At 44.8% G+C, this 11,693-nt stretch carries 11 protein-coding genes and 1 pseudogene; 2 read left to right on the forward strand and 10 right to left on the reverse strand.

What is annotated here, in order from left to right; translation table 11 throughout:
• Window positions 1–6 precede the first annotated feature (6 nt).
• Both BTA30_RS03000 and BTA30_RS22665 read right to left on the reverse strand, forming a co-directional pair.
• Entirely contained in the window at window positions 7–729 is a 723-nt protein-coding gene (locus BTA30_RS03000; protein ID WP_076759123.1) for a YveK family protein, read from the reverse strand.
• 221 nt (window positions 730–950) lie between these two features.
• On the reverse strand, window positions 951–1,094 hold the full coding sequence (locus tag BTA30_RS22665) for a YwzD family small protein (protein WP_094777281.1): 144 nt from the start codon (window positions 1,092–1,094) through the stop codon (window positions 951–953).
• A gap of 216 nt (window positions 1,095–1,310) precedes the next feature.
• Here BTA30_RS22665 and BTA30_RS03005 point away from each other — a divergent pair, with 216 nt between their 5' ends.
• Both BTA30_RS03005 and BTA30_RS03010 read left to right on the forward strand, forming a co-directional pair.
• Window positions 1,311–2,912: an SWIM zinc finger family protein gene (locus tag BTA30_RS03005; protein WP_076759126.1), complete on the forward strand. Its 1,602-nt coding sequence runs from the start codon at window positions 1,311–1,313 to the stop codon at window positions 2,910–2,912.
• Window positions 2,899–5,664 (forward strand): DEAD/DEAH box helicase, encoded by a 2,766-nt coding sequence (locus tag BTA30_RS03010; RefSeq protein WP_076759129.1) that lies wholly within the window; start codon window positions 2,899–2,901, stop codon window positions 5,662–5,664. Before BTA30_RS03005 ends, BTA30_RS03010 begins: the two co-directional genes overlap by 14 nt.
• Before the next feature lie 38 nt (window positions 5,665–5,702).
• Here BTA30_RS03010 and BTA30_RS03015 read toward each other — a convergent pair whose 3' ends face one another.
• From BTA30_RS03015 to srlE, 8 genes and pseudogenes are all read right to left on the reverse strand, one after another.
• The gene (locus BTA30_RS03015; RefSeq protein WP_076759132.1) at window positions 5,703–5,957 is read right to left on the reverse strand and encodes a YesK family protein; all 255 of its coding nucleotides are present in this window, start codon (window positions 5,955–5,957) and stop codon (window positions 5,703–5,705) included.
• Window positions 5,958–5,981: 24 nt separating this feature from the next.
• Window positions 5,982–6,773, reverse strand: coding sequence for a YtvA family blue-light photoreceptor (gene ytvA, locus BTA30_RS03020; RefSeq protein WP_076759134.1), 792 nt, complete (start codon window positions 6,771–6,773; stop codon window positions 5,982–5,984).
• A gap of 208 nt (window positions 6,774–6,981) precedes the next feature.
• Entirely contained in the window at window positions 6,982–7,860 is an 879-nt protein-coding gene (locus BTA30_RS03030; protein WP_076759139.1) for a Cof-type HAD-IIB family hydrolase, read from the reverse strand.
• Window positions 7,861–7,877: 17 nt separating this feature from the next.
• Window positions 7,878–8,648: a transcriptional regulator GlcR gene (gene glcR / locus BTA30_RS03035; protein ID WP_076759142.1), complete on the reverse strand. Its 771-nt coding sequence runs from the start codon at window positions 8,646–8,648 to the stop codon at window positions 7,878–7,880.
• A 150-nt stretch (window positions 8,649–8,798) separates the two neighbouring features.
• Window positions 8,799–9,463: pseudogene (locus tag BTA30_RS03040) on the reverse strand (transaldolase family protein).
• 19 nt (window positions 9,464–9,482) lie between these two features.
• Window positions 9,483–10,268: a sorbitol-6-phosphate dehydrogenase gene (gene srlD / locus BTA30_RS03045; RefSeq protein ID WP_076759144.1), complete on the reverse strand. Its 786-nt coding sequence runs from the start codon at window positions 10,266–10,268 to the stop codon at window positions 9,483–9,485.
• 14 nt (window positions 10,269–10,282) lie between these two features.
• Window positions 10,283–10,651: a PTS glucitol/sorbitol transporter subunit IIA gene (locus BTA30_RS03050; protein ID WP_076759146.1), complete on the reverse strand. Its 369-nt coding sequence runs from the start codon at window positions 10,649–10,651 to the stop codon at window positions 10,283–10,285.
• A 23-nt stretch (window positions 10,652–10,674) separates the two neighbouring features.
• The gene (srlE, locus tag BTA30_RS03055) at window positions 10,675–11,682 is read right to left on the reverse strand and encodes a PTS glucitol/sorbitol transporter subunit IIB (RefSeq protein WP_076759148.1); all 1,008 of its coding nucleotides are present in this window, start codon (window positions 11,680–11,682) and stop codon (window positions 10,675–10,677) included.
• Window positions 11,683–11,693: the final 11 nt, after the last annotated feature.

An 11,693-nucleotide genomic window follows, 5' to 3' on the forward strand; every position in this document is an offset into this window, starting at 1 on the left:
ACCTCCTTAAAACGACTGATCTTTTCCGATGAAGCTATTTAAATGCTCAGCCTGTCCTTTTTTCGGTTTGGTGTATAATATATTTCCTAATACGGATAGCTCCAGCTCCTTTTCAATGTCCTCTTCGTTTTTCACTGTGTTTTTCAAAAGTTCAAGAAGAAAAGCGAGCCCCGCCCCAAACAGCAGGCCGAATGCCGTAAAACCGGCAATATTAAACGTTTTGTTCGGACTGATCGGAGCCGGTGCATCATCCGGCATGGCTTTTGCCACGACACTGACTTCAGCGATCCCGCCCATGATGCTTTCAATGTCTCTCGCAAAAACGGAAACGACGGTATTCGCGATATTCATCGCCTTGGAATAATCTTTGTCAGTCGCGGAAATACTGACAATCTGCGACTCGTTTTCGCTGACAACCGTTATTTTTTTCTTCAGCTCTTCAGCCGTTTCCTGAAGGCTGAGTTCTTCTTTCACTTCATTCAAAATGATCGGGCTTTTCATGATCACGTTATACGTGTTGATCAGTTCAAGGTTGGTCTGAATGTCGGTAAAGTTTGAGGTTTGACGGCCGTTGATGAGGATTTGAGCAGATGCCTGATAGACTGGTGTAAGGATAAAAAAGTTGACGGCGGCGCTGGATAAAGCTGCCGTTATCGTCATCAGAGCAATGAGAATGAATCTTTTCTTTAAAACGAGGAACACATCTTTAAAGCCGATTTTATCTCCCATAAAAGCCCCCTCAAGATTTGCGGATTTATTTAAATTTTCAGCAAATTATACAACTACTTTGATTATACATATGATGATTCGCCTTTGGGAAAAAATTTCCTGACAAATAGCGGGAGATTCCGGGAAATCTGAGTTTTTATATGGTGTTACATATCGACTTTTGCAGGATTCAGCACTTTTTTGCTGAAAGAAAAAAGCCGCAAAACACAGTTTGCAGCTTTTTACGTTGTATATCCATTTTTAATATGAAGAATCAGATCTTCAAGAAGTTCTTTTGTCGTAATGTCTTTCGACTTTTCACCAATGTCATAAGCGTGCATAAGAATTTTCAAAAATTCTTCCTGGTTCAATCCCTTGTCATCCATATCCTTTTCCTTTCAGCTTCCATGAATTAAAACATTTCATATTTATACTTCAAATTATATGATGTAAAGAATCGATTTGCCATAGTCTATTACATTATTCGACACCCATTTGTTTTTATGTCCTTTTCCAGAGAAAATCTTTTTTGGATGGGTGGATTAAGTTATAATAGAGAGATTGGAAACTTTTTAAAAGTCATTCGGTTAGGAGCGATAGACATGCTTCAAGATATGATCTCAAAAACAGTTGTGATGGAAGCGGCTGAACAGTTTAAGCATGTACTGCCGTGCACTGATGAGAACATTCAGCTTTTGAAAAAAGCCCTTATCTTATACAGACAGGATTCCGTCTATCGGGTCAAACCGCTGAACGGGCATACGGTTACAGCCTACGTACAGGATGTTGTTCCGGTTAAGGTCGCTATCGACCTTTCCGATGTCAAAAAAAGCACATGTGCATGCCCGGCTCAAAACACCTGCCGCCATGTGCTTGCCGTTTATTTATATGTATATGCACAATATGAACGATTGGGAACATTTACAGAATTTTGGAAAGAAGCGCAAAAACAACGGGAGCGTCATGACATGCTTTCCGGGCAAATCCAGCGCGGCCTCAATTCCCGCACGCAAACGCTGCACAGCTGGATCAGCTTTTTCAAACAGGAATTCAGGCGCTGGGAAGAGCACACGCCTAAAAACCAGCAAACCATGCAGTATCTTTATTACGGCTATTTCTCAAGCTTAAAAAAGCGGACGCCTCCGGAGCCTGAGCTGAAAAAAATGTATCAGATTCATGCGGCTCTTGCGACATGGCTTGCCATGCATACACTGATTGAAAAAGGCCGGATCGATCCGGAGAAAGATTTTTATTCGCTGAATCCTTATGTCGAACAGCTGATGGATACGATATACAGTTCAATTGATGAACTGAAAACATATGCGCTTTCATTTTCCCTCGATCCGTTTTTGGAGCAAACACTCGGGGTGATTCGCGAGCTTCTGCTCAAACAGGACATTTTTCAATATGAAAGACTGCGGATTTTCGGAGAGATATGGAGCGCACTCCTCTCCCGCCCAAAATGGCTGAAACAGGAGCTTGAAGTGTTAAACGAACTGAAGACGTCTCCCGAAATCCAATTCGGCCGGCTTCATCTTCAATTCCTTCTGAAAAACGACGATGTGATTTTTGAAAAAGCCGATACGTTTTCGCCGGACATTCTGCCGTATACGTTTCAATGGCTCGGGGTGATGACGGCGAAAAAAGACTGGAAACGCCTGAAAAAATGGTATGAACATCTCGAAAACCTCGCAGAAGGCTTTTGCAGACTCGACAAACCATACCGGGAAATACGGGATGTGTTAAGCGAATTTTTTCTGTTTCTCGGCGATTACAGCAAAAACACAAAGGACAAGCATATCTATGAAAGGTACAGCAGAAAATGTCTTCCCTATACATTTACGGAATACAGCCACTTTCTATATAACAAAAAGCGTTTTATGGAGTGGATGGAGATCCACAGCCTCGTCGGTTTTTCCATTTCTGAGATCGGGCAGAATGCCTTGAAGGACATCGCAGCAGCAGCACCTGAAGCGCTGATTCCATCGTACCACCGGGAAATTTCAGAGCTGATTGAACAGAGAAACCGCTCCGCTTACAAAGAAGCCGTCAAATATTTAAAAAAGCTGCGTACGTTTTATAAAAAATTAAAAAAACAAGATGTCTGGAACCGATTTATGGAACAGCTTTCAGCCCGCCATAAAAGGCTGCGGGCATTCCAGGAGGAGCTAAAGAAAGGAAAGTTGATCGATGGCGAGTCTTAAAGAAATCGTAATACATGTCGAGCAATCAGAGGACTATACATTCATTTTATCTTGTTATGATCAAGACCAGCAGCAGCTCACGCGCGGTGAAATGGAAAGGCATTTATTTCAGTGGCATGAATCATCCTTTTATGGAACTTTCCTTGAAGATGCGGGTTTAGAAACACCGGCCGTACTGCTGTCTCCATGGATGGCGGCTGAATTCCTCGGCAAAAATTCATTTAATTCCTTTAGTGAAATCCTGTTGACTGAAGAAACAGAGCCATTGATGAAAACAGCTTCAACGATTTATGAGTTTATCGCAGATCAAGATTTTCTTCCCGATTATGAAGCATGGAAGCAAGGGATGCTGCGCTGGAAGGATCAAGAAGAGCTTTTGGAAGGCTATACAGCAGAATGGTTTTCCCGCGCTGTCGAAGACTACATCAACTACAATGATGAGCTAAAAGCAAAATGGGAATCGATTGTGGAGAATTCCCCGGCGGTCACCACATTCCAGGGACATTTTCTTGATGAAGAAGATTTTCTTGAAACGATCGGCTGGCACGAAAACCCCGTGCCGTTCACCGTCGGCCTCCGTTTAAATGAACCTGAGTTTGACGGTGATGATTGGAAAATCGAATTGTTTTTGCGCGATAAAAAAAGCGGAGAAATTCGCTTTTTTGATGGTTTGAATAGACTGAAAAAATCATGGCAGACATACGCCGATAAAATCGCCCGGGAGCAAGACCGGTTCCGCCAAGTCGTTCCGTGGCTGACGATCGAATCGGGCACGACGCTGCTGTCGGAAGAAGAAGCTTGGATTTTCTTATCGGAAGCAAGCGAAACACTCATCAGCATGGGGATTGAAATCCTGCTTCCGTCATGGTGGCAAATTGTCAAAGACAGCAATATGCTCCTGAAAGCGAAAGTGTCGTCAGGCCCCCGCGGCGAGTCGTTTGTCGGAATGAACGCTTTAATGGACTTCAACTGGCGGTTTGCGACAAATGGAATTGAACTCACAGAAGAAGAGTTTCACCAGCTCGTCGCTAATAAAAGGCGGCTGGTCAATATTCGCGGTCAATGGATCAAAATCGATCCGAACTTTATCAAACAAATGAAAAAGCTGATGGAACGCGCAGAAACTGAAGGCCTTCACATGTCAGATATCTTGGCGCGTGAGCTGACAGACCGAAGCGATCAACAGAAGGACGACGATCTGTTTGATGCCTCCGCTTTCAGTGATGTACGGTTTGAACTGTCATATCAGCTGAAAAGCATGATCAGAAAGCTGAGCCAAAGGGATGAGCTTCCAGTCTATCCTGTCAGCAAAAGCTTTCAAGGCAAGCTCAGGGCTTATCAGGAGGACGGCTTAAACTGGCTGATCTTTCTGCGAAACTGCGGCTTCGGCGCCTGTCTTGCAGATGATATGGGGCTCGGAAAAACCATTCAGATGATTGCTTATTTTGCCTATTTAAAAGAGCAGGGGCAAAAAACGCCGTCTTTTATCATTGCACCGACGTCTGTTCTCGGAAATTGGCAGCGCGAGCTTCAAACATTCGCACCCGGCCTGTCGGTTGCGCTCCATTACGGGCCAAAACGCCCTAAAGGAGAAGCATTTCAGGAATTTTACCAAGATACGGATATCGTTTTGACGTCGTACGGTCTTGCGCAATCCGATTTTGATGATTTCCAAAGTGTGACATGGAACTGCATTTGCCTTGATGAAGCCCAAAATATAAAAAATGCGCATACAAAACAATCCCGTTCTATCAGAAAGCTGAAAGGCCTTCACCATATCGCGCTCAGCGGAACTCCGATGGAAAACCGCCTGACAGAGCTTTGGTCCATTTATGACTTTATGAATAAAGGCTATCTCGGAAGCCTTGGCAGCTTTCATAAACGCTTTGTCCTGCCGATCGAAAAAGATCGTGATGAAAAACGGATTGAACAGCTTCAGCAGCTGATAAAACCGTTTTTATTAAGGCGGACAAAACAGGATCAAGAGGTTGCACTCAACCTGCCTGAAAAACAAGAAGAAAAAGAATTCGTACCGCTCTCCGCCGAGCAGGCTTCCCTGTATGAACAGCTTGTAAAAGATACGTTTGAACATATGTCAAGCCTAGCCGGAATGCAGCGGAAGGCTTTAATCCTCAGCATGCTCGGCAAGCTGAAGCAAATCTGCGACCACCCCGCCCTTTATTTAAAAGAATTCGGGTCAGAACTTCTTAACGGCAGGTCTGTTAAACTGGAAAAACTGCTTGAATTAACAAAAAATATTCGCGAAAGTGATGAAAGCTGCCTCGTCTTTACCCAGTACCTCGGAATGGGCGAAATGATGAAACGCCTGCTTGAAAAAACATTTGGCGAACCAGTTAAGTTTTTAAACGGAAGCCTATCCAAACTGGACCGGGACAAAATGGTGGAGCAGTTTCAAAATAAGGAGTTTCCCATCCTGATCTTATCCTTAAAAGCCGGAGGAACAGGCTTGAATCTGACGGCTGCCAATCATGTCGTACACTATGACAGATGGTGGAACCCAGCGGTTGAAAACCAGGCAACAGACCGCGCATACCGAATCGGTCAAAAACGGTTTGTCCATGTTCATAAGCTCATCACCACCGGTACGATTGAAGAAAAAATCGACCGAATGCTTGAATCCAAGCAATCATTGAATGATCAGATCATTCAGAGTGAGAATTGGATCACAGAGCTTTCGGAAGATGAACTCGAAGAATTATTCACACTGAACACCTCTGCGATTACGGGTTGAATTTTAAAAAACAGCTGCCTCAAGCGACAGCTGTTTTTTTACCCTTTAATCATCCTAAATAAGCTCAACATGATCAATGAGAAGGTAGAAGCGAGCAGTAATGAAAGACCTGCACCGCCCAAAATCATTCCATTCCATCTTCCGACGGCAAAGCTGGCGATGATCACAACAACACTCAACATCATCAAAAGAGCCGGAATACCAAACTGCAGTGCCGACCGCTTTTTTCCAAAGATAAAGGAAATCCCCATACACGCCACAGTTAAGCAAATGGTCACCAGCCAGAATTCCATTGAATCCCTCCTTTGTGCAGCATCTTAAAATTGAATATGCTCTAGTGCCGCTTTAACATTCATATATGTTTTCAAACCGCCGAAATCCACTCTGAGCTCGGCCATTTTCATGGCAAGATCTGTTTGAATTCCCGTAACCAAAAACTCTGTTCCCGTAAGCGAAATCAGATCGTGAAGTTTGAAAATGGCGTCGGCGACAAACGTATCAATACCCAGCAGTCCTGATAAATCGATAATAAAGTAGTCATCTTTTGAATGCATGATATATGTAGACACTTTTTCAAGCATATTTTGAAAGCGCTGCTCTGTCAATGTTCCGATCACCGGCAGAATTGATATGCCATCCTTCACCGGGACGATGGGAGTTGAAATGGCGAGCACTTCATCAAGCGAATTCGACAGCTGCTTTTGCTGCTCTCTTTCAGATGTCACATCCTTTTGAAAACCGATAAAATAAAGCTTCTCTTCTCCGCCCTCTGTGAAACGCAAAGGCTCAATCACCACTTCGTTCCAAAACATAGTGCCGTCTTTTTTATAATTTTTCAGCTGAACCGCAGCACTTTCTTCCTTTTTAATGGCTCTTCTGACTTTTTCCAATTCGGATCGATTGGAATCATTCCCCTGAAGAAAGCGGCAGTTCCGTCCAACCGCTTCCTCCTCTGAATAACCGGTCAATTGCAAGAAGCCCTTGTTCACGAAAATAATGGGATGATCGGGCAATGACGGATCTGTAATCGTCAAACCCATCTTCATATGGTCGACCGCTTTTTTCAGCAGGTTAAGCTTGTACAGCAGATTAGCGGATGTTTGATGCATTCATTACTCTCTCCTTCTACATCGTCTGGTGGCCGGAATCCGTTGGTGAATTTCCCGTTTTCAGCCGTTTTCAAACATCCCATTTTGAAAGAATTAAAAAAGCGGGTCATTCTCAGAAAAGAACAACCCGCTGCTTAATCGCACTCCCTCATCGTTACGCTGCCGGTTTCCAGCTCCGGCATCACGCCGATAGTAAAGGATGTGCGAATTAAACCGATTTTACATTTTGTTCAATAAGCTTGTGGAGGATGTGTGCCACGCCATTCTCATCATTTGTCGGCGCTACTTCATCTGCCAGCTCTTTAATGTCCTCGCGTGCGTTTCCCATAGCAAAGCTTTTTCCCGCTATTTTCAGCATGGAACAGTCGTTGAGGCTGTCGCCGACAGCAGCTGTTTCATGAAGCGGAATGCCGAGCTTTTGAGAAAGCTTTTCTAGAGCGAGCCCTTTTGAAGCCTGAAGATGCTCTATCTCAAAGTTGTGCTCTGCGGAAGTGACAAGCGTGATATCTTTTGCATCTTTAAAACGCTGCCAGCCTTCCTCAAGCTTTTCTTGATCAAAAGAAAAACCTAAGATGTTGTATACATTTACGCTTCGATCAGGCTGATAGAGCTCCCGATAGGAGCGGATATATGCGTATCCATGCTGGCTGATCTGCTGTTCGGCGGCCTGCTCCAGCCTAGAAAAATCAGCGCCGGGATTTGCGCTTTTCAGTCGATCCAATTCGATCTCGAGCAGCTCTTTTCCATTTTGCGGAGTAAAGATCGCATCGTCGCTGAATACTTCATAATAGTAATTCTTTTCTTCAAGCCACTCGAGAATTCCTTCTGCCTTCTTAGGGTCTATCGGCACGGCATGATAAAGGCGCCCTTCAGGATCGTGAATCACCGCTCCATTGGCGCTGATGATCCATGTTTTAATACCGGTCGACTGAAAAATCGCCTGCACATCAAATGAAGCCCTTCCTGTGGCAATCACCACTTCAATCCCGTTGTCCCGGGCTTTTTTAATCGCATCTATGCTGTCCTTTGCGACTTTGCTTTCACTGTTTAGCAGTGTCCCATCCAAATCTACCGCGATCATTCTCATCTTCTGTATTCCCCCTCTTAAGTTCCTTCATGCTCTGCCACAAGCAGCTCCACCCCGTGTTCATCAAGCAGTCTCTGAAAATCTTCTGACGGCAGCCGGTCTGTGATCAGAAGATCAATATCGCTTAGCTCAGCATACCGATAAAAATCCGTCCTGCCGATTTTCGAATGGTCGGCGAGTGCAATCACTTGTTTTGCCTGGGAAATGATTTTTCGCTTCACCATTCCATCCTCTTCATGAGCGATGGTCAATCCGTGCTCAGAGATCCCTACTACACCGATCAGCGCTTTATCAACATGATAGCACGACAGCTTTTCAGTAACAGAAGCCCCATATAAAAATCGGTGCTCTTTCTGAAGTTTTCCGCCAAGGAGATGAATGCAAGCCCCCTGTTTTGACGAAAGAACCTCCGCCTGGTTAATCGAGTTGGTAATAATCGTGCAATTGATATCAGGCAAATGCTCAGCACACGACTGAACAGTGGTGGAAGCATCCAAAATGATACGGTCGCCTTCTCTGATTAAAGAAGCGGCTGCTTTACCGATCATGCTCTTTTCCTCTGACACGATATTCAGCCTTCCAGAATAATCTTTGATTTCATCATGAATGGTAGGCAGAATGGCTCCGCCTCTCGTCCTGATAATCGCGCCCTGCTCATTCAGCTTGACAAGATCGCGCCTCGCCGTATCTCTTGAAACCTGGAATAAAGAACAAATCTGCTCTACGGAAATCCGTTGATGCTCCTTCAAATAGTCAATGATGGAAATTAGCCTTTCCTCTTGATACACTGGATCATCCCTTTAGTAATTAAGTAATCATCATTATCTATAAGTAATTATAAGTTTAAAAAATAAATAAATCAAGTTTATATAAGTGTTTTTAAGCAAAAAAAAGCCTGAGGGCTGAATTGATATTCCAGCACCACTCAGGCTATCATGCTATAGTGAGAACGTTCCATATTGAGATTGCCACACATGACGAAATCCATGGATATCGCGATTTGCAGCAGGGTGGTCAGCCAAATGTTTTAAAAGCTCAGGGCTGATCGTCGCTTCATGGCTCCCCGCTTCCATCGCGGCGAGAATTTGGCTGTTATGTTTAAAGCTTGCCGCAAGCACTTTGCAGTTAAAACCGTATGATCTGAAAAAATCGGCAATCGTTTTGACAACACCCGCCCCATCACCGTATTCATGATCAATCCTGTTGACATATGTGCGACATAGCCGGCTCCGGCCTTTGCCGCAAGAACTGCCTGTAGAGGAGTATAAATGGTTGTCCCTGTGGTGCGGATACTGTCTGCTGAAAGCTCCCGTATTGCACGCAAGCCTTCTTTGCTCACAGGAATTTTAATCCATACATTTCCGTCCAGCCAGTCATAAAGTGTTCTTGCCTGATCAATCATGCCTTTACAATCATCCGCAATGATTTGGACGTGAAGAGGCAGGCGATCGGGAAGAAGATGGCGAATCTCTTGGATCTGCTGTTTAAAAGGCCGCTTTTCCTTTGCAATCAAGACGGGATTTGTCGTCACACCGTCAATGGGAAACGAAGCTAGCAAACTTTCAATCTCGGATATATCAGCGGAATCCACCAGCAGTTTCATCCTGTTCACCCCCTCTGATTTAATGCATGACCTGTCCTCCGGTTACATTAATCGATTGTCCCGTCATATAGGAAGCTTTATCAGATGCGTAAAATAATATGGCATTGGCGATGTCATCATACGTACAGCCCCGTCCCAGCGGCACTTTTTCCGTATAAACGCGTTCCACTTCGCTTTCAGGAATGCCGAGTTTTTTCGCATACTGCGGAATTAAGCTTTGAAACATCGGGGATTTCAATAGATTCCCCGGCATTATACTGTTCACACGAATATTGTGCTCAGCTAGGTCAAGCGCCAGGCTTTGAGTCAGCCCGACACCTCCGAACTTTGAAGCTGAATAAGCCGTGTTATGTTTGCTGCCGACTTTTCCAGATTTCGAGTTGATTTGAATCATTGAGCCGCCTCCCTGCTCAATCATCACTTTTGACGTCTCCCTTGCACATAAAAAGTATCCTGTAAGATTGACATCAAGAGTCCGCTCCCAATCCTTCAGCTGAAAATCGGTGATTTTATTGCTTGTGGCGATCCCCGCGCTGTAAACCATCACATCAATTGTGTTGAATTCTGCAGTAACTTTCTCAATCATGTCCTTCACATCTGCTTCTTTCGTAAAATCCGCTTGAATGGCCAAAGATTTTTTACCGTATTTCTCAGCCGCTTGATCGGCAGTCCTTTTGGCGTTTTCACCGTTGATATCTGCAATCGCAACATCATATCCGGCTTCTGCCATGCGATAGGACAGCGCTTCTCCCAAGCTTTGTCCCCCGCCGCAAATCAAAGCCGCTTTTCCTTTATTGATTTCCATATTGCACCCGCTCCTTAACAACATCTTTTGATTTGAATGCTGTCTCCAGCCAAAACCTCAGGTAATTCTTTCTGTTCGAGATACAGTGTTCCGGGCAATTCAGCAGATTTTGAGCCATCAAATTTCAGCGTAATATGACCCAGGCTTGCCAGATTTTTTGCGACAGCTTCTCCAACGGCTGTCACCCTGTAAGATTCTCCGCCGAGCAAAAGTTCGTCGCCTTCTCTGAAGTCGCCTTCCACAGGCTCTATGTCAATGGATAAACAGTAATCTTTTAATTCATCCGGCGCCCCGTCACCGAACAGGATGAGCATGTTGTCACCTGAGAAAGCAGATGACAGAGCTCCAATCTTGTTTATTTTTGTTTCATACAGCATGACCATCATTTCTCACTCCTTTAGAAAATCTAGCTGTCATATAGTCCAAAGCTTGCCAGCCAAGCAATGAATACAGTCGGCGCCCCCGTTAAAAACCGCGAATACAGCACCGATGGCACTCCGACTTCAACGGTTTCGACTTCCGCTTCCGCAAGTCCGAGGCCGACGGGAACAAAGTCTGCGGCAGCTTGTGAATTGATGGCAAATAACGCCGGAAGCGCCAAATTCGGCGGGATGTTCCCTTTTCCGATCTCTACGCCGATCAATGAACCGACAACCTGAGCAATGACCGCCCCTGGCCCGAGAAACGGAGAGAGCAGCGGAAAAGAACAAACAAGCGAGATTAATAGGAGCCCGGGAAGAGAACCTGCAAAAGGAGACAGAAATTGAGCAAAAATGTCGCCGATTCCAGACTCCTTAATCACGCCGATTAACAAAGCGACAAAGGCCATAAATGGAAGAATCGTTTTGATAACGGTTTCAATCGCCTCCCGGCCCGCCTGGTAGAAAACGCTGACAACGGACCCCATCGCCATCCCGATTCTAGCCATAACGCCTTTTGGGGCTTGTTGTTCACTAATTTTTTTCTCTGTGCTATAATGGTTTTGTTTATTTACATTATGATTTTCTTTTAGAATATTGGACTGTTCCGGCTCCTCTTCAGCCTCTTGCAGTTTGATATTCTCTTTTTTTACGCCTGAAACATAAATATCCTCTGTAATATGGGCAGCGAGCGGTCCGCTTTTTCCGGTTGCCATGAGATTGATTGTCGGAATTCGTTTTTGCGGATAAAGACCGCAGCGCAGTGTTCCCCCACAGTCAATGATCACGGCGGCCATCTCTTTTTCAGGAACCGTCGTTTTAAAACCGTCGACAAGCTCACACCCTGTCAGCTCTGCTAAATAGTCAGCGATCTCCGGCTTGTTTCCTCCCGTCACATAAACGATTTTATTTTTCTGCTCATCAGGGGTGATCAAAAGCGGTCCGCCAAATCCTCCCTGTCCTTTTGAAACGACAACTGAACGATAGGAACTCATGTTATCAACCG

The sequence above is a fragment of the Bacillus swezeyi genome (assembly GCF_001969815.1).
GTDB classification, from domain to species: Bacteria; Bacillota; Bacilli; order Bacillales; family Bacillaceae; genus Bacillus; species Bacillus swezeyi.

What these genes read in the sequence shown, in the direction of transcription:
- srlE (WP_076759148.1), bottom strand. Translation starts at nt 11,682, where the DNA reads ATGAGTTCCTATCGTTCAGTTGTCGTTTCAAAAGGACAGGGAGGATTT.
- BTA30_RS03000 (WP_076759123.1), bottom strand. Translation starts at nt 729, where the DNA reads ATGGGAGATAAAATCGGCTTTAAAGATGTGTTCCTCGTTTTAAAGAAA.
- BTA30_RS03015 (WP_076759132.1), bottom strand. Translation starts at nt 5,957, where the DNA reads ATGGAATTCTGGCTGGTGACCATTTGCTTAACTGTGGCGTGTATGGGG.
- srlD (WP_076759144.1), bottom strand. Translation starts at nt 10,268, where the DNA reads ATGGAAATCAATAAAGGAAAAGCGGCTTTGATTTGCGGCGGGGGACAA.
- BTA30_RS22665 (WP_094777281.1), bottom strand. Translation starts at nt 1,094, where the DNA reads ATGGATGACAAGGGATTGAACCAGGAAGAATTTTTGAAAATTCTTATG.
- BTA30_RS03050 (WP_076759146.1), bottom strand. Translation starts at nt 10,651, where the DNA reads ATGGTCATGCTGTATGAAACAAAAATAAACAAGATTGGAGCTCTGTCA.
- BTA30_RS03030 (WP_076759139.1), bottom strand. Translation starts at nt 7,860, where the DNA reads ATGAGAATGATCGCGGTAGATTTGGATGGGACACTGCTAAACAGTGAA.
- BTA30_RS03010 (WP_076759129.1), top strand. Translation starts at nt 2,899, where the DNA reads ATGGCGAGTCTTAAAGAAATCGTAATACATGTCGAGCAATCAGAGGAC.
- BTA30_RS03005 (WP_076759126.1), top strand. Translation starts at nt 1,311, where the DNA reads ATGCTTCAAGATATGATCTCAAAAACAGTTGTGATGGAAGCGGCTGAA.
- ytvA (WP_076759134.1), bottom strand. Translation starts at nt 6,773, where the DNA reads ATGCATCAAACATCCGCTAATCTGCTGTACAAGCTTAACCTGCTGAAA.